Here is a 26,333-nt window from a genome sequence, read left to right as displayed (position 1 = left end):
TTCATAGAGTTACAACGCATTCTTTGCCAAGAAAATCCACTTTTGCTTTATTTGCCGAGAATTTGTTCAGATAGGCAGACGCTGCAATTTTGTTTATGATCCCAACACTTTGAATGACTTGGCTCCGCTATGAACCTATCACAAATTGAAGCATTTTGTACTATTGCCAATACTGGCTCAGTCTCAGAAGCTGCCCGCCAACTCGATTGCAATCGAACGAAACTCAGCATGGCCATTAAAGCACTTGAAAAGGAGCTAAACGTGGCACTTTTTGTTCGTGCTGGCAATTACCTTACGCTCTCTGAGGCAGGAAAAGCGGTATACAAAGATTGTGAAAGTTTGCTGATCACGGCATCGCGTATACGTCAAACTTGCGCACAGGCTTGCAGTGAGTTTGCTGCCGAAATGTGGATTGCGCGTGATGATTCGCTCCCCGACCATTTCTGGCAAGAAATTGCTAGCCAGTTGCACAAGCTTTTTCCCAATACTTCTTTCAATATGGTGTTGGCATCGAGCGGTGATTTAGCCAATCTAGTCGCAACTCAACAGGTCAACTGCGCCTTTGGCGTGGATTACGAACGGCTTGATGACCCAAGAATCACCTATCAGCCACTGGGTAAAATTCGCATGATGTCAGTGTGCAACTGTGATCACCCATTAGTGAAACAAAAACGAGTCAGTGATGAAGAGCTGCGTAAGTTCATGCAAGCGGTCATGGTTTATCTCAATGAGAAAGATAACCCGAACTTACAACCCTTTTCCCGTCGCTACATTGGCTTTTCCAGCTTTGAGTACATGCTCAATACCATCATGAGCGAGCACGCTTGGGGAGTGTTACCCGAGCCGTTGATCCGACATTATCTCCGTGAACAGAAATTAACCGTAATCAAACACACATACGGTTTAACCCAAGAGGATTTCTGCCTGTTTCAGCCAATAGGGAGCAGTGAAAACCCAGTGGTACTGTGGATAAGTGACAAACTCAGCGATTATTTGTTTGATTTCTAAACTTGTCTCCTTCGCTTCTGATTTACTGTCAGCACTCAGCGCCAATAATCATGACAGTAGAATTACTCTCTAACTATTTGAATATTAATAATATATTGCATATATCATTTTAGGCTTTCGTTAATTGCATATTTTCACGTTGCGTAAAAGGGATTAGTCGCCAGAATGAGCGGCGAAACCTACGAGGAAATTAACGATGTGTTCTCAAACCAATTTTAATGAAAAGCGTGTATTGACGCTTTCCGCCCTTATTGCATCAGGCTTTGCTGGCAGCGGCTTGCTCGTCGGTCTACTCGTTGGCTCCATGGTCATTGTTTTTGACGGTGTCTATTCGCTAGTCAGTTTACTGTTAACATTATTGTCGCTCGCCGTTTCACGTTATATACAAAAGCCCTCTGATGCGCGCTTCCCCTTTGGGCGCGCGGTATTGGAGCCTTTAGTGATTGCCATAAAAGGCTTAGTGATTTTATTGATTGTCAGCTATTCGCTTTATTCAGCATTCACGGCACTACTCAATGGGGGGCGAGCGGTAGATCCCTCGATTGCAACCTTATTTGGTGCTTTTAGTGTGGCCGGTTGTACTTTAGCTTGGTGGAAAATGGCTGGATTGAGTCGACGTCATCCATCGGGCTTAATTGCAGCCGAAGTCAAACAGTGGCAAATGGATACCCTACTCAGCTTGGTGGTGATGGTGGGCTTTATTGTGGCTTGGTTGATTAGCCTCACACCATGGGAACATTACGCGTTGTATGCAGACCCTAGTATGATGTTACTGATGTCGTTCTACTTTATTAAACTCCCGCTTGGTATGCTCAAATCGGCTCTGCGTGAGATGCTATTGATGGCACCGAGCCATGAAATTCAACAAACAGTATCCCGTAGTATTCAAGCGACTGAAACACAGGCCGAGCAGCCATTAGAACTTTATGGGGTGACCAAAGTGGGACGCGAACTTTGGGTGGAAGTCGCGTTGAAAACCACCGAAGAGAATTCGATTGCAATTGAAGACATTCAGCGCATCGAAAAACATTTAGAACAAAACCTTGCTGTACTCCCTTATCAGTTACAACTGACTGTGAGCGTTGCGCGCTAAGCAATCACCACCGCTAAAGCGGTGGTTTAGGGATGACAACAAAAAGCCCGCGTCATTGCGGGCTTATTTCATGGTTACTGATTGGAAACCGGATCCGATGCTTGGTTCTCTTTAGATGCACTAGGTTCACGAGTAACCCACCAACAAATTAAGGATCCTAACGTCACCATCACGACACCTTGCCAAAAGCTCAGCCCAAGTACAACCCCCAAGATCATCGATGAAAACAAGGTCGAGATGACCGGTGTAAAATAAGAAAGCGTGGCAAGCAGCAGCATGTTTCCGCGCAAAATCGCGACGTTCCACAGCGCATAACCACTCCCCATCACCACTCCGGCGAGAAGCAATATCGTCACATTTGACCAAGTGAATTCAAGCGTTGGCTCATTACTGACCGCATATTGAAGCCACAATGTGGCTGCCGTGGCGCCAAAAAATAGCACGATAGCATTTTGTCCTTGTGCTAAACGCTGGGTAACGTTGCAGTAAATGGCCCAAATAAAAGCCCCAATGAACGCCATGGCATAAACCATCGGGTTAGTAGCGATACGGCCCGATAAATCTGCCACTGAGATACCTTGATCAGCCACAATCGTCCACGCGACACCGATAAAAGCAAGAGCGACACTAGGGTAAACCCAAACACTGACCGAACGTTGACTCATCAGTACCGCAATCAACACCGTCAATGCAGGCCAAAGATAGTTAATCACCGACATTTCAATCGCTTGTAATCGATCATTCGCCATACCCAGTGCTAACGCCAAACAGATTTCGTAGCTCACAAAGAGCGCCCCGCCAATCAGCACATAGCGAGTAGAGTGGGATTTTAGGCGTGGGATTCCCATTGTGACCAAGAGGAATAGCGTGCTCACGCTATAGATCAACGCCGCCCCCCAATCGGTGAAAACTCTTCAGCGACTCGGCGGGTTAACCCCATCAAGCTGCCCCACAGTAAAATTGCAGCCACACCGAATAAGGTATGTTTGTGAGTAATCAGACGCTGTTTCAAAGTAGCCTCAAAGTGGTTTAAATCGAGAACGAGGTTAAGTCAGAACGTTCAGTGAACGCAAAATTCTGGCGGGTGAACCACCCACCAAAGTATCAGGGGGGACATCGTGGTTTACCACAGAATTCGCCGCCACCACAGAGCGAGCACCAATGGTCACTCCTTGATTGATCACCACGTTGCCACCAATCCATACATCATCTTCAACCACTATCGGTTTACAAATAGTCTCCCATAACTGGCGGCGACGATAATCTAAGGAGTGGGATGCGGTATAAAACTGAGTGCTAGGGCCAATCAAAACATGATTACCAATCGTGATTGGCGCACCATCGAGCATCACCACATTCATGTTGATAAAGGTATGTGTACCAATACGAATGGTTTTACCAAACTCGCAGTGAAAAGGAGGCTGCACACTACTCTGCGCACCCAGAGAGCCAAACAGTTCCGTTTGCAATGCGTAACGATCTTCCTCCTCAACACTTTGATTAATCGCGAGTTTTAGCTTAGCCGCTTGGCAGCGTAAGGCTTCAATCTCAGTGGAGGCTCCATCAAAGTTTTCGCCATTCAGCATTTTGTCTAATTCGCTCATTCGTATCCCCCGATCATCAAGCAAAATCCAAGGTTAACGCCAAGCCAACAAATGAAAAGTGCAAACAATCGCGAATTGATTTCCTCTATTCTTTAACAACAGCTTCCAGTGGTTCGATTCGGCTGACCAACAGTTGATCCACTTTGTAGTTATCGATATCGACAACTTCAAATTTATAACCAGCGTAAACGACAGAATCAGTACGGCGTGGAATTTTACGCAGCATGTACATCATAAATCCGGCAATGGTTTCGTAGTTTTGCTGCTGAGGGAACTCTTCAATAGCAAAACTACGCATCACATCAGTGATTGGGGTAACGCCATCGACTAGCCATGAGTTACCGTCACGGGCCACAATCTGTTCTTCGCCTTCGGCCAGTACCCAAGTTCCCATCACGGCACTTTGTAAATCATTAAACGTCACCACACCTACCACGAGCGCATACTCGTTCATCACCACCGCGAAATCGACACGGTTAATTTTGAAATATTCTAATGCTTCAGAGAGGCTTAATGTATCAGGAATTATTGGGCAGCCATTAACCACACTGCCTTCTTTTAGATTCATCCCTTGTCCGTTAATCACGCGGATTAGTAATTCTTTCGAATCAACATACCCTTTGATCAAATCTAACTGCCCATCACACACTAAAAACTTATTGTGCGGATGATTGGAAATCTTATGTTTGATCTGCTCTTCACTGTCATTGAGGCTGAGGAAAACCAAACTCTCGCGAGCCGTCATGGCAGAAGTAACTGGAATAGTCTGCATCTCGAACACACTTTCCATCATCTGCTGTTCACCCTTATCAAGTACCCCAGCTTCTGCACCGGCATCCATCACCGCATAAATATCATCTGACGTGATTTCATCATTGCGCTCAGTCGGCACGCTCAACGCACGAAACAGTAAGTTGGCCAATCCATTAAAGAACCACACGAATGGCTTGAGTAACGTGATACAAATCAGCATACCGCCCACCAAGCTGGTCGCAATACGCTCTGGCATTGCCATCGCAATGCGCTTGGGCATTAAGTCGGCAATCAAAATGAACATGCTGGTCACAAGCATAAATGACAAAATAAAGCTGGCTTGTGCTAACCAGTTAGCGGGGATGATCCCCTCAATCAAGACTTTGATATAAGGCGTAAAGGCCGACTCACCGACAATACCACCCATGATAGCGACCGCATTTAAGCCAATTTGTACCACAGTGAAGAAATTTCCAGGATGGGCTTGTAGTTCAAGCACTCGCTCAGCACGTTCATCCCCTTCATCCGCCATTTGACGTAAACGGATTTTGCGAGCCGCAGCTAAAGAAATTTCCGACATAGAAAAAAAACAACTGGCAGCAATCAACGCCATGATGATGGAGATGTTTTCGAAAAAACTCATAGGTATACACCCAAAAAATCAACAGAACAGGAGAGTTAATATCACAAGGCAAACGAAGCTGGTAGATAAGCGCATCTACCCCGTCTCGTCAGTTCACATACCTTACGAAACGGGTAGAAGGATGAATACAGCACACGTTACTGTAACTTCAAGTTAGACAATATAATTGAAAAAACAAGGTTATTCAGAACAGATTTCCCATGAGTGGGTCATTTCAACGCCTTTGCCCAGCATCAAACACACCGAGCAATATTTCTCTAACGAATCAGCGGTGACTTGCGCGACGATATTTTGATCCAAATCTTCGCCACTCAAGACAAAGTGGATATTCACCTCGGTAAATAACTTCGGTGCTGTTTCACGGCGTGTCGCAGAAAGCTGTGCCGTACAGCCGCGGATTTTTTGCCCTGCTTTTTTCATGCCGTCAACGACGTCAACAGAGCTGCATCCACCAGCAGCCATCATGACCATTTCCATCGGGCTTGGCGCACTCGCACCACCATTGCCATCCATAACAATAGAATGCCCCGAGTTGGACAAACCGATAAATCGAAAATCTTCAACCCACTTCACTTGCGCTTGCATAACCGAAACTCACTAAAGTTAATGAACGCCAGTATGTTAGCACAATACCACCCAGAAAGGTGCCAGACTCGGTAACCGAGGCAAAAAGAAAACCCCACTAAGCTTTCGCTTAGTGGGGTTCAGTTCTTACTCGCAGCAATCCCGCTACTAATAGGTGCTCCCTGCATCTATTCCTTGATAGTCTGCTGTATCCTTCAGCGCAATCCGTTTCATCGCCTTCCTAGCGGTGTCCCTTCTTCTGTCATCCTGACAGAACACGCTTAATCCTTTAAGTTGTCCATTCACTTTCCGTTTATAACCATCCTAGTTATCAAGCGTCCAGCCAATGTCCTTCGCTTTCCTTGCCGATCACTCATCCTGAATCATCGAAATCTTCGTCCTGAAGATGACCAATCCTTGGGTCTTTCCTGTTCCGTGTCGGCTTCCTGCTGACCCATTCACTTTACGATATGAGCGTATTTCAGCAACTGCTGTTTTTCATTACACTTCGGACAACCGCAATAATAAATTAAATTTATCATTTTAAATCAAACAATTAAAAACATTAGATATTAAAAAACCGCAGATAAACACTTAAATTTCTTACATGAGATGTAAGAGATCTCGCACAAAATGAATCCTATATTGAGAAACATCTACGTTTAAGACCCTGATTCACTTTGTGATAGCGATCCCACCAAATAACACACGATACTGGAAACAAATTAAGCAACAGATAGGGCAATAGTACGAAAGATCCACTTTGATACCGAACCACAGAGTGAATAACAAGCTAGGTTGATTTAAGTATGGGTATAGACTCTTGTCACAAAAATAAGGATAGTATCACTCACAATGATGTACCTGTGGTACGTGGTTGATAGCTAAACAATGTCGCGAATAGATGAGGAATAACGACATGATTTCAAAATGGGCGCAACGTTTTTTCCAGATGGCCGAATTAGTTGGCTCGTGGAGTAAAGATCCTTCCACACAGGTAGGCGCTGTGATCACCAAACAAAACCGTATTGTATCCGTGGGATTTAATGGTTATCCACACGGTATTTCCGACAGCGCTAGCACGGATGATCGGGATATGAAGTATTTGAAAACCCTTCATGCCGAAGAGAATGCCATCTTATTTGCGAAGCGTGATCTGGATGGGTGCGAAATTTACGTGACCCATTTCCCATGCCCAAATTGCGCAGCAAAGATTATTCAAACAGGCATCTCAGCAGTGCATTGTCCAGAACAATCTGACGATTTTTTATCTCGTTGGGGTGACAAAATTAAAGTCAGCCAAGATATGTTTTTGCAGGCTGGTGTCAAAGTACATTGGCTACCATTACTTGAGCTACAACACATCAATACCATTGAACTGCCCTCTGAGACAAACAATCATTAACTCGATAATCATCGCAAACATAAAAAATGGGACTGATGTGTCCCATTTTTTACCATCACAGTTTTACTCCGAACATGGAAATTTTGCATTGATTGACTACGTGACTCATCTGTTTGATTTTTTGCTGACCGAAACAGATTTCATCGATCGAAGCCACATTCTTCCTGTAACAAATTCGTCATCAATCGACTAAAAGTTTGACATGCGTTGTTATCCTAGCGAAATAAGTCACTAATTTTTTAAAAGTCAACCGTCGAAAATAGCACAAATTAACCGAAAACCTCCGCAAAACTCACCGCTATTGCGTGACTTCTCAGCGCATTATTTTTCCTAGCAGAAAAACGATCCCAACTTTACAATCGCGCCACATAAAAATAACAACGACTTATCGATGCCATCGAATGGTCAACATTGTTCAACACACTCCCTACTTCGGTGTGTTTAAACCAATAACTCTCCTGATGCTACGCACGATGAGTGGCAAAGGAATAACCTCTAACGTGAAAGGTCCCAAGTAAACTATGAGTCCAGAGAACTATTTTCTAGACTGGCAAAAAAGCCAAACTCTTGCTGAAACACTCTCTCCCTTAGTTGGTCAGCTCTATCGCCAGCAAGGGGTGGAAACGGTGTTGTGTGGTAAAACGTTGATCAATGCGACCACCATCGACATCATTAAAACTCACCGCGTGGCCCGACGCTACCTTGGTGAATCGTTGCCAATCGATAAAACCCTACCTTTGGTACAGCAAATCGCCACGCTAGAACTTGCTCCTTGTCGTATTGATATTGGGCGGCTTGCCGAACAATATTGGCAACAGCATCAAGATACGCACGCTTTGAATGATTTTCTGCTCACAGCTCTGGATGAAGCATTACAGACCACACACCGTATTCAGCCTAAAGACGTTGTGCTGTATGGCTTTGGCCGTATTGGACGTTTGCTTGCTCGCCTATTGATTGAAAAAAGTGGTGCAGGTTACCCATTGCGCTTACGCGCGATTGTTGTGCGTGGTGGTAAAAACGGGGATTTAGAAAAACGTGCAAGTCTACTACGTCGTGATTCTGTTCATGGCCAATTCAACGGCAGTATTACCATTGATAAAGAACGCAAAGCTCTGATCGCGAATGGCAACTTTATCCAAGTTATCTATGCAAATTCCCCACAAGATGTGGACTACACCGCTTACGGCATTCATAACGCTTTGGTAGTGGATAACACGGGCGTATGGCGCGACAGCGAAGGCTTAAGCCAGCACCTTGCCTCTCCAGGGGCGAGTAAGGTTCTGCTTACTGCGCCGGGTAAAGGTGATATTAAAAACGTGGTGTTTGGCGTCAACCAGTCGGTGATTCACCCCGAAGACACCATCATTTCCGCTGCCAGTTGTACGACCAACGCGATTACCCCCGTGTTAAAAGCAGTCAACGATCGCTACGGCATTACTTCAGGTCACATTGAAACCGTTCATTCGTTTACCAATGATCAAAACCTGATCGACAACTTCCATAAAGGTGAGCGTCGTGGTCGAGCGGCATCACTCAATATGGTACTCACTGAGACAGGTGCGGCCAAAGCTGTTGCTAAAGCGCTTCCTGAGTTAACCGGCAAACTGACGGGTAATTCGATTCGCGTCCCGACTCCGAATGTGTCGATGGCGATCGCCAATCTCAACTTAGCTCACTCGACAACCAAAGAAGAGCTGAACGCTTACTTACGCGATATAGCAATCAACTCACCGTTGTCAGGGCAGATTGACTACACCGAATCTACGGAAATTGTTTCCAGCGATCTGGTGGGTTCACGTTATGCGGGCGTGGTCGATGCCACAGCAACGATTGCACAAGATAGCCGTTGTGTTCTGTATGTTTGGTATGACAATGAATTTGGCTATAGCTGCCAAGTGGTACATTGTATGGAACAGATGATGGGTGTGCGTTACCCAACTTATCCCGCTCAATAAATCACCGTCTCCACAACAGGCCCAAACTGCGTGCAGAGAAGCTCGATAGTCTCACGGCAGGTGGAATGGGTCATCACAATAAAAACCATAAGTCGTGCTGCGCTGATCGCTTCGGTGATCAGCAACACCGACCTCTCCCTCAAGCTTGCCGCCTCACTGATGTAGGCGGCTTTTTTGTGCTGATGCCACAGCGACACAAGTCATCGGACTGTCAAGATTGTCCATTTGTGGTGAAAATGAACATTGTTCATTTTCGATTAATCTTATTCAGGGTATGGTGGCTCTGTTACTTGGAGGAACCATTATGAACCGATTCCTGATCACTTTACTGTCAATGATTACTGGCGTGTTTGCTTTGATATTCAGCTTATTGCTGGCGATCCCACTGACGATTATCGCGTTGATCACCGGTAAACGTTTGCAAAAACAGCTCAAAGCACGAGCTTACCAATTTAATCAACCAGCAGCGTACACCACTCATTCGAATGTTATTGAAGGTGAGTACGAAGAGATTTCGCCACGTCGCTAGTGGCGATAGCCTTAGGGTTTGAGTGAATCTCAAACCCAGAAAGGGCAACTTATACCGTCCAGATCACTCGAATGGCCAAAGCTATCAACACGAGGCCAGAGAGGCGGTCAATCAGTACCGCGCGAGCACGCAGTTTGTCGAGCAAGCGTGGGGAAGACAAGATCAACGTAATAAACGTGTACCAAAGCCCATCGACGATAAACGGTGTAAACACAATCGCAGCTTTGCTCGCAAAATCCGATCCCACGGCAACGTATTGACTAAATAGTGCGATAAAAAACAGTGCAATTTTCGGACTAAGCAGCGAAATCAACAGACCTTCTCGGGCGGATTGCCAAACACTCACTGACTCACCCGATTCCAATTTCGCAGCCACGCCCCCCTTTGAGCGCAATGCGTTCCAACCCAAATAAGCAAGATAAGCCGCACCTGCGTAACTGATCGTTTTAAACAACAAAGGAGATTGATGCAGTACAACGGCCAATCCGATCAGCGTAATAAAAGCATAGACACCAATCCCAAATGCATGCGCCCAAGCGGCCGCAAAACCGTTTTTACGCCCACCTGCAAGACTATGTTTTGCCACCATTGCCAAACTGGGCCCCGGAGACATCGCGCCTAAGATACAAATCGTAAACAGCGATAACCAAACCGTTAGTGTCATGTTAATTCCTAAACTTATTCACTCTGCGAGCAACAATATAAGCAAATGATTGGAAAATATAGATAAAAGAGTAATAAATATTGTGCCTAACTTTTGAATGAATGATTTTTAGTGAATTTTTATTCAGTGAAAGGCGCTATGAAAGAGAGTATGCTAAAGCTCAAATTTAGCGCAGGATGCTCAACGTGAATCAACTGAAAAAGGATATTTCTCTCGGCGCAGGGGTGGCTCAACTCTCGACTACGCTCATGGGGACTGGGTTATTTATGGTTCCTGCCATTGCAGCGGGGATTGCGGGTGCTTTTTCACTATGGGCGTGGCTAGTACTGTTTATCGCCATATGCCCGATAGCACTGACCTTTGCTCAACTCGGTAAGCGTTACCCAAATGCTGGCGGCACAGCGTATTTTGTACGTCAAGCATTTAACCCTCGCCTTGAACGCGCGGTGGCGTGGTTATTTCTCAGCGTCATTCCTGTCGGTGTTCCTGCGGCCGTCACACTCGCGGCCAGCTTTTTGCAGGCTTTGCTGCCAGAACCTTTGGCAAATCCTCTACTCACACAAACACTCACGATTCTTTTATTGGTAGGGGTAAATCTGGTCGGAACCAAATCCTCTGGACGATTACAAACCATGATTGCTTTAGCTATTTTCAGTTTAGTGATCGCCTTTTTATGGCGAGGCGAGGTTTCCACACTCGATTTAGTCATGCCAAAATTGACCCGCGAAGGGTTACTCTCAATTGGTGCGGCATTAGCAGTGATGTTTTGGTGTTTTGTCGGTATTGAAGCCTTTGCCCACATGGGAGAGGAATTTCGCAATCCGCAGCGCGATTTCCCCTTAGCGATTTTGATTGGCAGTTTAGTGGCTGGCCTGACCTATTGGGCCTGCTCTGTGGTGGTATTAAAATTTGGCGCCTATGGCCAAGCTCAATTTGACGGAGGAGCCATCCCGTGGCTCAGTGATAAATTATTTGGCACACGATGGGCAACGGTGATCAGCGTGATTGGATTTTTAGCCTGCTTTGCTAGCCTCAATCTTTACACGCAAAGCCTTGCACGTATGGTTTGGGCTCAAGCACGCGAATATCGACCACAAAGCGCCGTGGCTCGAATTTCAATTCGAGGTGTGCCTGCACACGCAACAATATTGGTCGGAGCCGTGCTGTTTGTTTCTTGTTTGGTTGGCCATTTGACTGGATTGGATCTGGAGTTTTTCCTCAAGCTTGCCAATGGCATCTTTGTCTTGGTTTATCTACTCGCCATGTTAGCTGCTTTTAAACTGCTTACCGGGATGGGTAAATATCTGGCGGGAATAGCATTATTATTGTGTACTGGGGTTTTCGTTTGCTTAGGCTGGTCGATGTTATACGCGCTCACGGTTTTCCTGCTTTTAGTTCGCCCTTGGCAATCGACGGCTCAAGCGACAGAATCATAATCACTCTCGAAGCAAGAATTTAAAACAGCTCAACATCGTCTTCGGGAGAATGGTGTTGAGGGCTGGCAATTTTGCCCTCATCACACAAGTTTTCATAACAGTGCACCTGATTACGGCCATGCTCTTTCGCGTAATAAAGTGCTTTGTCAGCATGATCCAAAATGGTGGGTAGATAGTCTCCTGGTCTCAGCGAACAAAAACCGGCGCTAAAACTCAACTCTCCAATCCGAGGAAAATCGTGACGACGGATATGGTGCCGAAAACCATCCAGCTGTCGGTTGATTTCTTGTTCGTTTCCGCTCGCAAAAATGATCACAAACTCTTCGCCACCAAAACGGAATAGTTGCGCGGAATGCCCAAAATAATGCTGCATTTGCTGAGCAAACATCAGCAGAATTTCATCCCCAATCATATGCCCGAAGTGATCATTAATGGCTTTAAAATGGTCAATATCTAGCATGGCAATCCAGAGTTTATGATTTTCTTCTGCCGTTGGGTTAATTGCAAAAGTATGACGTAAACGGTCTTCTAAGGTTCGGCGGTTTAAAAGCCCTGTCAGTTTATCGCGCTCACTCTCATGCAAAATCACAGTGTAATTTCGGTAGATCTTGGCGAATCCATCAATCAATAATCGATATTGCTCCGGAGGTTCATTGAGATGGAGGCATAATTCGGCAGAAAAATGCTCTTCGATTGGTATCGGGCAACGACATTGATACTGACCATTCGGCTGCAAACTGAATGACATCTCAGTTTGCTTGTGAATATAACCATTGTCCGAACACACTTGATCATACAACCACTGATACTGCGTACTGCCATCATCTGCATTTTTAGTGATGGTTAAGCGAGCGACCATGACGGTAGAACGACCTAAGTGATGGAACAGAGTTGCAGATGAGAGGGGTAAAAGCTGAGATAATGTCGCTAAAATGCTATAGCTGAGTGCAAGTGAGTTTTTCTGCTCAGTGATTTCGATAACAGATTCCAACACCTTGTCATTCATGAAACCTCAACCTTAATACGAACCGCTTTCCCTGAAGTATAGGAAAAGAAATCCGACATGGAAAAATGCCATGCTAAAAAAACGGCCCCTCGAATAAACGAGAGGCCAATAGTCTACGCTATGACGATAGGATCTTAATCGTGACGCAGTACGTTTTGGTCAAGCAGCGTACTGATAATATCCAGTGAGCTCATACCGGTGAAATCAATCTGAGTAGCTAGATTATCAATCACAATAGTCTGCTGCACATTATTGTCGGTAGTCACAGCCAACTCGATATTATTATCAACGACTTGAGCGGTCAGTTGGTTCGACGAGCTTAAGTTATTCAATAACTGCTCCATCGTGAGGTGATTACCCAAATCCTGCACTACGTCCATCAAGTCGATGCTATCACCTTCCACTACATTAAAGTCCCGAATGTGGTCTGTTTTGTCGTCTACCCCGTTGAGGGTCCATTTGAACAAGTCCGCACCAGCGCCACCCACCAAGATATCGGCGCCCAAACCGCCAATCAGCACATCGTCTCCATCACCGCCTTGTACATAATCGTTACCACTACCGGAAATCAACGTCATGCCACTATGGTCAGCAATCACTGAGCTGTCATGGGTTGTACTACTGTGATCAAGCGATAAACCATCCGCAGCGATCTCAATACGATAATCAATCACATTCGAGGATTCAGCACGACTACCATCACTTTCTGTCGAGATAGCCGTCAGAGACAATGTATGTACCCCTTGATCCAAACCGACAACTTTCAGGCTATCCAGTGCATCTGGAGAAATTTCCCAACTGCCATTACCTAAATCGGTTATCGTGCCAGCACTGCTCTCCAAGTTTGCATTGGTAGGTAAATGGTCAATGCGTAAACTCAGTGTTTCGTGTAAATCCACTAACGCCGCAATCGCGCCTAAAAGGGCAATACCTTGGCCACTGACACTCTGGTTAGCATAAATTTGCTGCGCATAGCCCAACGCAGGATTCATGCTTAATGTGGGGGCATTCGCAACTGGGGTGACCTGAATCGGGTAGGTTTTGGTCTCTTCCAACGCCATGCCTGAGGCATTTTCGAAATACACACCCATGTCTTGGGCTTGCACCGTGAGCTCGATCTCTGTACTCGCGATAGCGGTCGCATCAACAAAAACACCATACAGAGGACTACTGTGATTAATCAGTGCATTAATCGCATCTGGGCTACCCTCTAAAATCACACTACCATCTAGCGCATAGCTGATAACAACTGAGCTTCCTGTCGGTGCTTGCACACTTAAGACACCCTCAGTCACACTCAATGCCACCCTCATCACATCGTTAGCATGGGTTCCCGTGTAATCCACATCCGATACGACAATTCCAGTCAGTTTTTGCTCTGACAACTCATTAATTTGAGTCGTTACATGGCTACCATCCACCTCGGGTTTATCGTTAATCGCGGTCACATCAATCACAAACTGTGCACTGTTATCGTGCGCGGTTGAAGCATCGCCCGCAATTTCAATCCCCGCATTGCCGTTATCATTCACGTTAAGCGTGACGGCGACCTGACCATAAAAATCCGGTGATGGGACGAATTTCACTAAGCCAGCGCCAATCGCAGCATTGATCTCGGCCACGTTACCTGTGATGGAAAGCGCCCCCGTACCATCGCCCTGAATGGTCAAACCGCTGCTGAGCGATGAGTCGATGATCAGCACGCCGCTATTCACACCGATTTGCAGCGTATAATCCGCATTCGGGTCATCCAACTGGGCATCAATATCGGCCAACGTAAAGCTATCGAGCAGTAGAGGTGTATCTTCTTCCGTCACTTGATCCTGCACGTTAATCAATTCAGGACGATCATTCACCGCCGTCACATCCACATGCACATCAAACTCTTGCGCACTGCCAAGGTGCTGATCGCCTGCCAATCCGGTATCCACGGACTGCACTTTAAAATGCAGATTGCCATTCCAATTCAGTTGGTTGTTATCGCCGGAATTGAACACCACTTTATCAAGCTGCTGCGCATTAATTTCAAATACCCAAACGCCGCCACCAAGAGGTGTTCCCAAAGTACCATCCGCCAAGCTCAAGGATGCGCCATCCGGCACACCGGAGATCTCAACACGCAAAGTCTCTGGGCTGTTTTCGGTGTAATTCGCCCCACCCGGTAAGCTTGGTGCTTTATCGAGAATTTGCGCACCAAGGCTGATGTCAATCGCTTGACCTTCATTGCCAGCAACATTCGTTATCGGAGCAATATCCACATCATCACCAACAGGCGTTACATTGAGTGTGAACTGCCCTGTGTGTTCAACGGGTTCACCAAGCAATGATTCTTGGGTAAATACTTTGATCCCCAATTGCACTTCGCCACTGAAATCTTTGGCCGGTTTAATCGCCAGTGCGGATAGATCCAAGCTGGTTAAGTTTGGATTGCGGATTTGCACGCTCCACTCGCCGCCGCCGTTATTTTTCACCACATAGTCACTCGACAGTGACTTGACGAGGAAATCGGTCGGCAGTCCAGTAAGAACCAAGGAAACAAATTGTTCCGAGCCATCATTGTCATTCAGGCTGACGTTGAACGCATTGCCTTGATCGGCAAGGGCAATCCAACTGTCTTCATCTCCCGTCACCGAAATCGGACTACCAGAACCAATCGTGATGTCATCCACCACTGGTTTCACTTCAAAACTGACTTGTGAGGTGAAGGTTTTATCGGCATCGCTGCTGCTCACACCTTGTGAACTGGCGTTGGTTTCATCAAATACGGTGCTGTCAGTGACTTTTCCGGTCACAGTAATTCCCACGGTATTGATGTCGTTACCACTTGGATAGTTCGGCGCTGGTCTGAAGTAAATTTCGCCGAGTGCAGCCGGTAGCTCAGCTTGAGTGAGCGTAATACTGGTTCCCAAACTTTGGCCGTTGGCATCCACGAAGACACCAGAGTTGGTGTCATTCAAAGTCAGTGTCACTTCGGTTAACACTTCTTGGCCTTGCGTACTGCCATTGAGGCTATCCGCCAAGCCAATCGCGAGATTGAGGTGCACAATGCCATCTTCATAGGCGATACCGTCTTGCGTTGGGGTATCGTTCGCCAAATCGGTCGGTTGATGGTTCGCATCCAGTCCCAGTGTCTCTTGCACATTCAGTGTAATGCTTGGGGTCACATGATTATCGAGTGGCTGATCGCCACTGCTGCTGGGTACATCCGCAACCGGAGAGATCGCGACAGGCACTTGCGCCGTCAATGTTTTCTCATCACCCGACTGGGTATCTGTCGTCACAAACGTGATCGGCAGCTTAAAATCCCCCGCAAAATCGCGCGGTGGGATCAGCACCAGTCCTTCCAATCCAGAAATTGAACCATCAGGATTCAGCGTGCCTTTAAATACATATTGACCATCAACAAAGTTGAAATCTTGCCCACCAATCGAGGCTCCAGCAGGCAGATCGCTCGCGTTAATCACAATACTCAGTTCGTCGGCTACCGCATCAAAACCGGTCGCATTGACCATGAGTTTGTCTTGGATCTGTTGCCCCAAGTCCACCGCGTTATCTTCTTTGCCAATCACCAAATCATCGGCATCGCCAACCCAGTTGAGCTGCGCGGCAACGCTGTTATTACCCGTGACCACGGTGGGGAAACTCAAGGTTAACTCTGTGCTCACCTGCTTGGTGATTTTCACTTCGCTGCTGTCTTCACCTTGGTCATAGACTTTAGCAGTGATGGTGATCTTGATGTCGTTGAAACCGTTGTTATCTGGGTCGTTATTACTGTTGTACACCAAACCATTGGGCGCTTTGATGCTGAAATCGGCTTCGTTGGTGATTGTCCATGTTCCATCACCGTTGTTGATTGCGCCAGTGATCAGCAGTTGGTTCAATACCTCCTGCGGTACGTTGCCAAAGCTGACCACCAGTTGATCCACTAACTCATCGGACTGATAACTGCCTGCGGTGTTGCTATCAAGGTTATCAAAGCGAATCACATTCGCCCCCGCTTGGCCACCACTGGCATCATTGATGGTGAAATCAATCTTGCCACTCGGATCAGCTTGCACGGTTTGGGTTACGCTGCCTGCATTTTCGACTAACAGCTGTCCATCCGGCTCAACGATCGGATTCACTTTCACGCCAATTGAACCGTGGATCACTTCCTCGGCAATACCTTGGCCCGGATTAGCCGCATCCACGTACTCGTGGTCTTGCTCTTTTACGGTAATCGTCGTATCCAGTGTAAAGTCAGTACTGGAGTTGTGCGGAGGAATGACCTGAATGTAGCCCGCCGCGGAAACCTGATTTGAGAAATCGAGATCCGATTGTCCTGCTGCAGGTTCAAGTACCAGCACGCCATTGATTAAGGTCACTTCAACATTATTGACGAACACTCGGCTACCATCTGGGAAGCCAGAGATTTCAACTCGGCTGAAGTACTCTTGCGCATCAGGGTTTTGAATATTTCCCGGTGTGTTTTGTGGGACCCAAGTGACATGAATACGGTCATCTTCATTACCAGACACGGCATTGTGGTAGTTTTCGGTCACATCAATTTTCGGCTCGACCAAAATACGGATCGTCTCTTCCACTTGGCGAACATGACCATCGTTTTCGGTCACTATCACCGTTGCCTTGATATCAATATTGGCTGTCGATGATGCCACTGGCTGAACCTGAATACCGGTGACTACCTGAGCGACCGTCAAGTTGGCTTGATAAATCGGTTTATGGTTGCTGTCGTAGCCGGCAAACACCAAATCGACGCTCGTACCGTCACTGTCAAACAGCTTTACACCGTCCGGAATGTTCGAGAGCAGTACCGAAATGGTTTCTGAGCTGTCCGTCGGGCTGTCCGCGATTTCACCGGAAATGATGCTGAAGTTGAGATCGACTAAGCTATCTTCCGCTACGGTAGTCATCACACCTTGATGAGTACCGTCATTAAATGACTGCCATTGCGTATTGCCGCTAATAAAATCAACATTCGGAAGATCGGCGACTCCTTTCACGGTGACATTGACGGTTTTGCTGCCTAGCGATTCAATATCCTGCGCTTGACCCGTTGATAGGTTAACCGTGTCTTTCACAATACCTTCGACCACAAACGAGAAATTCTCATTGCTGTGTTTCGTTGGTAGAACCTCAACCTGAGATAGCGCACTCTGCGGGATCTCATAGTAAGTTTCCCCGTTAGGATAGGTTCCAACCGTGATCGGACTTGGGCCAGAGCCTAACCACACCAAAGTGGCGCCCGTATCCGTAAAATCGGACAGACGAACGAATAGCGCTTCTGAGCCATCCGCATCGCTTGAGCCTGTCATGGAAATCACTTCACTGAGCAGGAGAGGATCGTGCTCAACACTCGGATCAACCGCATTTTGATTGGAAGCATTATCTTCAAAAATCGAAATACGATTGACCGTGAAACTACCGCGATCGGCTTCTGGCGCGACATCAATCACAATCTCTTTGGTTTCTGATTGCGCCGTCTGCTTGCCAGCAACGTAATTGGTGGACTCTTTAGTGATGGCCGTGACATCCAGTTTGATTTGGCCTGCGAAGTTATCCGCCGGATCGACCTGAACTTGGGCTATTTTGTTGGCCGGTACTTCATAGTAAGTGCCATTAGCATCGGTTTTGGTTGGGATCGGCGAGCCATCGCTGTAAACCAAGTTGGCATTTGCGCCATTTTCAGTAAAACGAATCTGGTAGGTGATCGCTTCAGGATTACTGTTGTCTTGAGTCTCCGCTGCGATATTGAGGCTAACATTACTGCCATCCTCCACCGCATCATAGTGAAACTCACTGCTACTCTTCCAAGTCGCAATATCCGCTACGCTTTCAATCTCGATGCGCATGTTGCCGTTGGTGAAATGATCACGCACACCATTGTGCAGAATTTCCACACTCACTGAGGCATTCATGCCTCCATTGCCTGTCGAGTAGTGACGATCCGGCACAAAGTAGAGGTTTTCGACCGTGGCAATAGTGCCATTGATCGACTGTTGCAACAGTGCGGCAGGCAGCACAACATGTCCGCTTGCCGGATCGACATCCAGCTTCACTAGCTGGTTGGCGCTATCCAAATAATAGAAATCGCCACGGATCTGGTTTGGATTCCAAATCGAGACTTCACCTAGACTTTCCCCTTGGTCTACGTCATACAGGTTGACCTGCAAAGCGAGTTTCAGAGCTTCAACCGGTAATCCACCCAAGTTATCTTGCGCATTGCTTTGCTCACCCGCAGGCACCAAGTTCAGAGCCGCATCGTGGCCTTGGTCTTCATAGCCCGTAAATTTCTGCTGAGTAATGGTCGCTTTGTGATCGGAAATCGTAATGTTGAGCTGTTCCGTCGAGGTATCGTGATCGTAATCGGTCGCCGTCACATCCACCGTAAATTTGATGTCGTTTCCATCAGTGTGATCCAACTGTGCAACTGGAGTGAAAGTGGCCGTACCGTTAGGTTGAATGGTTAACGTACCAAGATCGCGGCTCACACCATTAACAATTTCCACCACAGTGACGGTTTTCTCGGCGCCATTGAGCTCAATATCATTGCTCAGCACATTGCCTTCACGGAACTGGATATCACGCCCCGCTTCATCTACTGCGCTAAAGTGAGTAATCACTCCGCGATCTGCGCCTTGTGTATCTGGGCTTAAGTTATTGTCACGCGAGAATAGATTCACCGACGATGCCGAAGCCCCCTCCTGCAAGGCGATATTTTTATCATGCAGGATCGGTACATCATCCACGATAGTGACAGGCAAGGTGATCGGTGAGGTATCGCCGTCCGCATCTTGCGCCAGCACTGGAATATTCAGAATGAGCTGATCAGCATTAACAGGATGATCTACCGCGCCGTTTAAGGTAAAGCTATAGCTGCCATCGGCTCTTAGCACTAGGGTGAAGATCACCACGCCATTGGCGATGCCTTGATAGGTATAGACTTGACCACTACTGGTTGTGGTTATGCTAGGCGCGCCCCATACCACAGGTTGGCCTTGTGAAGTCAGCCCAGTGTTGCTGCTTACACTGGTATCAATCTGATAATGGGCGATGCCATCTGCACCTTGGGTGGTCGTAAATTGGCCATTGGCAGTGGTTGATTCTTTCGTTTGATCGGTGCCAGAAGCCAAATCATCTTCGTTGACCGACAAGGCTTGCGCGCTGATCACAGAAGGTTGGTCATCGACCACGGTCACGGGCAATACAATGCTTGAGGTATCGCCATCGTAATCCGTCGCCACCACATTGAAATTCAGCAGCAATTCATCACGGCTTGCAGCGTGATCCAGTGGCCCTGATAAGGTGAACTGATAGCTACCATTCGCATTGAGCTGCAGGGTAAAAATCAGCGTGCCATCGGGTTTAGTCGCGGTATAAGTATGGTTACCACTGGCATCGACACTGTCAGACAGAGTTAGCACTTGACCACCAGAAGTCACTCCGGCCAATGGGTTGGTAGTAAGATTCAGCGTGTAGGAAACCACATGATCCGCACCTTGCGTCGTGGTGAAATGTCCGGTGGCAGTTAAGGATTCTTTCGTGGTATCCGAGCCTTGAGCTAGATCATCCTCATCGACCGATAGCGCTTGCACACCGGTAATGGTCGGTTTGTCATCGATAATCGTAACGGGCAGATTCACGCTGGCTGCGTCACCATCAAAATCCACTGCCAACACTTTAAAATTAAGCTGTTTGCTGTCACTGCCTGCGGCATGATCAATCGGACCAGACAGGGTGAAAGTATAACTACCATCGGTATTCAGCACTAAGGTAAAGATTGGGTTACCACCCGCCGTTGCAGTGTAGGTTAAATTACCGTTGCCATCGTCCACTGGTGCAGAGAGCACCACGGCAACACCATTTGAGGTTAACCCTTGCACCGGATTGACACTGCTATCGAGCTGATAGCTAACCACCTGATCCGCGCCTTGCACTACGGTAAATTGGCCACTGGCACTCAGCGACTCTTTGCTGTTGTCCGAGCCTTGTGGCAGATCATCTTCATTGACGCTCAAGGGTTGGCGATTAATAAACGAGGGTTTGTCATCATTGATTTTCACCGGCAGCACGATGCTCGCCGTATCGCCATCAAAGTCGGTGGCAATCACTTTGAAATTCAGTGTCAGGCTATCGCTATTCAACGCGTGATCAACCGGTGCCGCTAGCGTGAAGCTGTAGGTGCCGTCAGAATTCAGGGTCAAGGTAAAGACGGTGACTGCACCCGCCATCGCGGTGTAAGTGAGATTGCCGTGACCATCATCAACAGGTGCTGACAACGTCACCGCTACGCCATTTGAGGTCAGCCCTTGTACTGGGTTTACGCTACCATCGAGCGTGAAGCTCGATACGGTATCTGCCCCTTGCACCAACTGGAATTGACCATTAACGGTCACGGGCTCTTTGTCAATATCGGAGCCTTGTGGCAGATCGTTTTCATGTACGTTCAGATCTTGCACATTCACGAAATGCGGACGGTCGTCATTGATTTTCACCGGCAGCACGATGCTATCGCTATCGCCATCAAAGTCGGTGGCAATCACTTGGAAGTTGAGCGTTAAATCGTTGCTATTGAGCGCATGATCTACAGGAGCTGCCAGCGTGAAACTGTAGGTGCCGTCAGAATTCAGGGTCAAGGTAAAGACCGTCACTGCGCCCGCCATCGCGGTGTAAGTCAGGTTGCCATGGCCATCATCGACAGGCGCTGACAGCGTCACCGCCACGCCATTCGAAGTCAGCCCTTGCACAGGATTGACGCTGCTATCGAGCGCAAAACTCGATACGGTATCTGCCCCTTGCACCAACTGGAATTGACCATTGACGGTCACGGGCTCTTTATCCGTATCTGAGCCTTGCGGCAGATCGTTTTCATGTACGTACAAGCCCTGCACATTGGTGAAGTAAGGCTTATCGTCATTGATTTTAACGGGTAATACGATGCTGTCGCTGTCGCCATCAAAGTCGGTGGCAATCACTTGGAAGTTGAGCGTTAAATCGTTGCTATTGAGCGCATGGTCAACCGGCGCCGCCAGCGTGAAACTGTAGGTACCGTCAGAATTCAGGGTCAAGGTAAAGACCGTCACTGAGCCCGCCATCGCGGTGTAAGTCAGGTTGCCGTGACCATCATCGACAGGCGCTGACAGCGTCACCGCCACGCCATTCGAAGTCAGCCCTTGTACAGGATTGACGCTGCTATCGAGCGCAAAACTCGATACGGTATCTGCCCCTTGCACCAACTGGAATTGACCATTGACGGTCACGGGCTCTTTATCCGTATCTGAGCCTTGCGGCAGATCGTTTTCATGTACGTACAAGCCCTGCACATTGGTGAAGTAAGGCTTATCGTCATTGATTTTAACGGGTAATACGATGCTGTCGCTGTCGCCATCAAAGTCGGTGGCAATCACTTGGAAGTTGAGCGTTAAATCGTTGCTATTGAGCGCATGGTCAACCGGCGCCGCCAGCGTGAAACTGTAGGTGCCGTCAGAATTCAGGGTCAAGGTAAAGACGGTGACTGCACCCGCAATCGCGGTGTAAGTGAGATTGCCGTGACCATCATCGACAGGTGCTGACAACGTGACCGCTACGCCATTCGAGGTCAGCCCTTGTACTGGGTTTACGCTACCATCGAGCGTGAAGCTCGATACGGTATCTGCCCCTTGCACCAACTGGAATTGACCATTAACGGTCACCGGCTCTTTGTCAGTATCGGAGCCTTGTGGCAGATCGTTTTCATGTACGTTCAGATCTTGCACATTCACGAAATGCGGACGGTCGTCATTGATTTTCACCGGCAGCACGATGCTGTCGCTATCGCCATCAAAGTCGGTGGCAATCACTTTGAAATTCAGTGTCAGGCTATCACTATTCAGCGCGTGATCAACCGGCGCCGCCAGCGTGAAACTGTAGGTGCCGTCAGAATTCAGGGTCAAGGTAAAGACAGTCACTGCGCCCGCCATCGCGGTGTAAGTCAGGTTGCCATGGCCATCATCGACAGGCGCTGACAGCGTCACCGCCACGCCATTCGAAGTCAGCCCTTGTACTGGGTTTACGCTACCATCGAGCGTGAAGCTCGATACGGTATCGGCCCCTTGCACCAACTGGAATTGACCATTGACGGTCACGGGCTCTTTATCAGTATCTGAGCCTTGCGGCAGATCGTTTTCATGTACGTACAAGCCCTGTACATTGGTGAAGTAAGGCTTATCGTCATTGATTTTGACCGGCAGTACTATGCTGTCGCTATCGCCATCAAAGTCAGTGGCAATCACTTTGAAATTCAGTGTCAGGCTATCGCTATTCAGCGCGTGATCAACCGGTGCTGACAATGTAAAGCTGTATGTGCCATCGCTATTTAGCGTCAAGCTAAAGACAGTCACTGAGCCCGCCATCGCGGTGTAAGTCAGGTTGCCATTGCCATCATCGACAGGCGCTGACAGCGTGACCGCTACGCCATTTGAGGTCAACCCTTGTACTGGATTGACGCTACCATCGAGCGTGAAGCTCGATACGCGATCCGAGCCCTGCACTAATTCAAACTGACCACTCGCGGTGAGTGGCTCTTTTGTCACATCAGAACCTTGCGGCAGATCGTTTTCATGAACGTTCAAGCTGGTGACATTGGTGAAATACGGTTTGTCGTCTTTTACCGTTACTGGCAAAGTTATGCTTGCAGTATCGCCATCAAAATCGGTCGCGACCACGGTAAAATTGACCAACAACTCATCGCTGTTGAGCGCGTGATCGAGTGAACCTTGTAAGGTAAAGCGGTAGCTGCCATCTTGGTTGAGCAGCAGAGTGAATACTGGCTCACCACCAGCCGTCGCGGTATAGGTGTAATTGCCGTTAGCATCAACCGATTCGCTCAATGTCACCGCGACACCACCTGACGTGATACCTGCTACGGCATCCGTTAGGCTGTCTAAACGATAAGACACCACGCCATCTGAACCTTGAGTGGTAGTAAAATTGCCATCGGCAACCAAACTCGCACCACCACCGATCGAGCCAGTATCTAGTGTTTTCTCAGCCACGGTGAGTGGCTCAACACCCGTAATTAAAGGCTTATCATCTTGAATTTCGATGTTCAAATTGCCCGGCGCAGAGCTGTCGTTATCGTAATCTATCGCGACAATTGGCAAGCTAATGGTCAGAGCATCACTGCCCACCGCATGATCCAGAGTGCCTTGTAACACGAACTGGTAACTGCCGTCGGCATTGAGCGTCAGTTGGAAAATATCACGGCCGCCTGCGGTGGCTTGATAAACTCGATTACCATCGATGAATGTGGGTTCACCTAAGATCACCGCTTCACCTTGCGAAGTCAGCCCTGCGATAGGGTTAGCAGTGCTGGGAGCAATCTGATAAGACGCAACCTGATCGGAGCCTAACTGAGTATCAAACTGGCCAGACACGGTCAGTGAATCCGCACCATCCGATCCCGTTGGCAGATCATTTTCATTCAGGCTGAGGGTGGGTTCATCCACCATCACCGGCGCACTACCATCATTAATGGCCACAACCACATCAATGGGGGCTTGGATCACGTTACCGTTGCTGTCGGTTCCCGTAAGTTGGAGTGCAATTGAAATTTGATCACCACTGATCGAAACCAAACCACCACCCACCGACGGTAGATGGTCAATCGGCTGGCTCAGCGTGGTGGTGACGGTCAAGTTCAAATCTCGCCCAACAGATTCTGCGCTGATCGCAATACTTAATACTGTGCTACCGTTTTGCTCACCAATAATGCTATTGGTCGCGGCATCATAACGGAAAACCACAGGTTGGCCGGAAGAAGTAATGTCTTGGTTCAGTTCGGCAAGCAGCGAGGTTAAAAAGGCTGCTTCAGGTACAAAAGAGGCAGGCAGCAGTGCAAGGCTACCGGCAGTAATTAACGTAGTGACCGTCGACGTCTGCGGATAAGTGCCAAGTGACAAAGAACCTTCGGTGACTTGCGAACTCAGGCTTTCACCACCTGCGGCAAAGCGCAGTGGGTTAACGAAAGTTTGAGTTGTCGAAAAGGTTTGATTAAAACCGTGGGTATCAAATGCAGTGCTGGCAAGCACTTCGGGGTAATTATAGGCAATGGTGACCGCACCTTCGTTAGCGGAACCGGTCGCATTACCACCAGCGGCTGCCGCTTGTAATGCGGTTGTCGGGTCGACACCATCTAAAATCGCTTGTTGAATCGCGGCGATAGCTTGTTCATCAAAATTCGCTGTATCAAGCTGCGCAAGATCTACGTTGATCTCACCTTGGACCGGCGCAGCTTGAACCTCAGGCTGACCATCTAAAGAGAGGACAGGTAAACAAGCCACACAGTTCGCATCCACTTGCACAGTGCCCTGTTGGGTCTGCAACGCCACTTCTGAGTGGTTGATCGTAATAAGAATGTCACCCGGTTGCAGTACATCCCCTGTATTCACCGTTCGCGCTTGGCCTTGTGCATTAACGGCAACGACATACCCAACCACGTTGGTTACGGTTACTGGTTGAGTGACGACTTGAGATTCCATACTGCCCCCATTTCTTCTCGCGATAAGTGGTGATTACCCTTGGCTATTTAAAATGATCGAGGCATGCGCATTTTTCTCACTCCACATCGCATCGTGTACTGATGTTCATAACGAGGAGCGCACCGCGGCCTATCCATGATTTCAAGTAGTTTAGGGATAGATCTATTTTTTCAGTGGAAGTAATTATAATTTTGTAACTAAACTTCCCGATTAAGTTATACGCGATGCATAACTAAATAACTACTCATACCAAAACTATATATACATCGTCTCAATTGTGAAATGGCTCGAAATTCACAATATTGCTCAAATTGGACGCTTGTGAATTCGGCTTAAGGACACAGGCTGGAAGGATATGAAAGCGGAGTGCTAACCCGCTTTAAACAGATGTTGCAGGGCGCGGCTCACGGGAAGTTGTACCCGATCGATGTGCACCCACATTTTCCCGTTCAAATCACGGGTGACTTTGTCTATTTTCCCGACATTGACCACTAAGGAGCGATGAATTTGCCAAAACTGGTTGGGATCTAGTTGAGATAATAGATCTTTCAAGGAAGCGCGTAGCAGATATTCTTGCACAGCAACACCATCCGTTTTGTACAAAGAGAGGTATTTATCCTCCGCTTTCACATACAAAACATCACTGACCGAGAGCAAATGTATCTCTTCGCCTTTGCTGGCTTTCAGCCACACTTGATACTCAGGTTTGGTATGGCGCATCAGTTGCTCAAATTGCTGGAATAGCTGCGTTAAATCAGGAGTGGGCGAAGTTTGACGTGACAATCGCTGTTGCAACTTTTCACAACAATCCGCCAAACGTGAAACAGAAAACGGTTTAAGCAGATAATCGATCGCGTTAGCTTCAAAAGCACTGACTGCGTACTCGTCGTAAGCGGTGATGAACACCACCAGAGGTACTTTAGGTAATGACAACAAACGACGCGCCACTTCCATTCCATCCAGTTTGGGCATGCGAATATCCAGAAAGACCACATCCGGTTGATGCTGTGTTATCGCATGCAATGCCATTTCGCCATTTTCCGCGCTCACCACTATGTCTAGCGTAGGCCATAGATCCGCTAACATTTTGTTCAGGTGATGACGCAATAAAGGCTCGTCATCTGCAATCACCGCGGTATAAGTTGAGTTCAT

The 26,333-nt window shown here is 47.7% G+C and carries 13 protein-coding genes and 1 pseudogene; 6 read left to right on the top strand and 8 right to left on the bottom strand.

The window, feature by feature from the left end; translation table 11 throughout:
* The first annotated feature begins 129 nt into the window (after nucleotides 1-129).
* Both EPB59_RS17685 and EPB59_RS17680 read left to right on the top strand, forming a co-directional pair.
* Complete coding sequence (locus EPB59_RS17685; RefSeq protein WP_154174117.1) at nucleotides 130-1,008, top strand: LysR family transcriptional regulator; 879 nt, start codon at nucleotides 130-132, stop codon at nucleotides 1,006-1,008.
* Nucleotides 1,009-1,204: 196 nt separating this feature from the next.
* Nucleotides 1,205-2,101, top strand: coding sequence for a cation diffusion facilitator family transporter (locus EPB59_RS17680; RefSeq protein WP_055050382.1), 897 nt, complete (start codon nucleotides 1,205-1,207; stop codon nucleotides 2,099-2,101).
* Between the two features lie 74 nt (nucleotides 2,102-2,175).
* Here EPB59_RS17680 and yddG read toward each other — a convergent pair.
* The 4 genes and pseudogenes from yddG to EPB59_RS17660 form a co-directional block, all read right to left on the bottom strand.
* A pseudogene (gene yddG / locus EPB59_RS17675) lies at nucleotides 2,176-3,113 on the bottom strand (aromatic amino acid DMT transporter YddG).
* Nucleotides 3,114-3,147: 34 nt separating this feature from the next.
* Nucleotides 3,148-3,705 (bottom strand): sugar O-acetyltransferase, encoded by a 558-nt coding sequence (locus EPB59_RS17670; protein ID WP_195707139.1) that lies wholly within the window; start codon nucleotides 3,703-3,705, stop codon nucleotides 3,148-3,150.
* A gap of 85 nt (nucleotides 3,706-3,790) precedes the next feature.
* Nucleotides 3,791-5,101: a hemolysin family protein gene (locus EPB59_RS17665; protein ID WP_055050380.1), complete on the bottom strand. Its 1,311-nt coding sequence runs from the start codon at nucleotides 5,099-5,101 to the stop codon at nucleotides 3,791-3,793.
* A gap of 180 nt (nucleotides 5,102-5,281) precedes the next feature.
* Nucleotides 5,282-5,686 (bottom strand): OsmC family protein, encoded by a 405-nt coding sequence (locus EPB59_RS17660; protein ID WP_055050379.1) that lies wholly within the window; start codon nucleotides 5,684-5,686, stop codon nucleotides 5,282-5,284.
* An 898-nt stretch (nucleotides 5,687-6,584) separates the two neighbouring features.
* On the opposite strand from EPB59_RS17660, the gene EPB59_RS17655 reads away from it, so the two are divergent.
* The 3 genes from EPB59_RS17655 to EPB59_RS17645 all read left to right on the top strand — a co-directional run bounded on the left by EPB59_RS17655 (nucleotide 6,585) and on the right by EPB59_RS17645 (nucleotide 9,557).
* Nucleotides 6,585-7,070, top strand: coding sequence for a dCMP deaminase family protein (locus tag EPB59_RS17655; protein ID WP_055050378.1), 486 nt, complete (start codon nucleotides 6,585-6,587; stop codon nucleotides 7,068-7,070).
* A 521-nt stretch (nucleotides 7,071-7,591) separates the two neighbouring features.
* Nucleotides 7,592-9,028, top strand: coding sequence for a glyceraldehyde-3-phosphate dehydrogenase (locus EPB59_RS17650; protein ID WP_154174115.1), 1,437 nt, complete (start codon nucleotides 7,592-7,594; stop codon nucleotides 9,026-9,028).
* Nucleotides 9,029-9,332: 304 nt separating this feature from the next.
* A complete protein-coding gene (locus tag EPB59_RS17645; protein ID WP_154174113.1) occupies nucleotides 9,333-9,557 on the top strand; it encodes a hypothetical protein in 225 nt (74 codons plus the stop codon).
* 49 nt (nucleotides 9,558-9,606) lie between these two features.
* On the opposite strand, the gene EPB59_RS17640 is transcribed toward EPB59_RS17645, so the two are convergent.
* Entirely contained in the window at nucleotides 9,607-10,221 is a 615-nt protein-coding gene (locus tag EPB59_RS17640) for a LysE family translocator (protein ID WP_055050376.1), read from the bottom strand.
* Nucleotides 10,222-10,406: 185 nt separating this feature from the next.
* Here EPB59_RS17640 and yjeH point away from each other — a divergent pair, with 185 nt between their 5' ends.
* On the top strand, nucleotides 10,407-11,657 hold the full coding sequence (gene yjeH / locus EPB59_RS17635; RefSeq protein WP_154174111.1) for an L-methionine/branched-chain amino acid transporter: 1,251 nt from the start codon (nucleotides 10,407-10,409) through the stop codon (nucleotides 11,655-11,657).
* 19 nt (nucleotides 11,658-11,676) lie between these two features.
* Here yjeH and EPB59_RS17630 read toward each other — a convergent pair whose 3' ends face one another.
* The 3 genes from EPB59_RS17630 to EPB59_RS17620 form a co-directional block, all read right to left on the bottom strand.
* Complete coding sequence (locus EPB59_RS17630; protein WP_055050375.1) at nucleotides 11,677-12,663, bottom strand: GGDEF domain-containing protein; 987 nt, start codon at nucleotides 12,661-12,663, stop codon at nucleotides 11,677-11,679.
* Nucleotides 12,664-12,797: 134 nt separating this feature from the next.
* Nucleotides 12,798-25,181 (bottom strand): retention module-containing protein, encoded by a 12,384-nt coding sequence (locus EPB59_RS17625; protein ID WP_154174109.1) that lies wholly within the window; start codon nucleotides 25,179-25,181, stop codon nucleotides 12,798-12,800.
* Between the two features lie 369 nt (nucleotides 25,182-25,550).
* The gene (locus tag EPB59_RS17620) at nucleotides 25,551-26,333 is read right to left on the bottom strand and encodes a LytR/AlgR family response regulator transcription factor (RefSeq protein WP_154174107.1); all 783 of its coding nucleotides are present in this window, start codon (nucleotides 26,331-26,333) and stop codon (nucleotides 25,551-25,553) included.

The sequence above is a fragment of the Vibrio metoecus genome (assembly GCF_009665255.1).
Taxonomy (GTDB): domain Bacteria; phylum Pseudomonadota; class Gammaproteobacteria; order Enterobacterales; family Vibrionaceae; genus Vibrio; species Vibrio metoecus_B.
The sequence above is the reverse complement of the archived record's forward strand: the minus strand, read 5'-3'. Positions and strand labels throughout refer to the sequence as shown.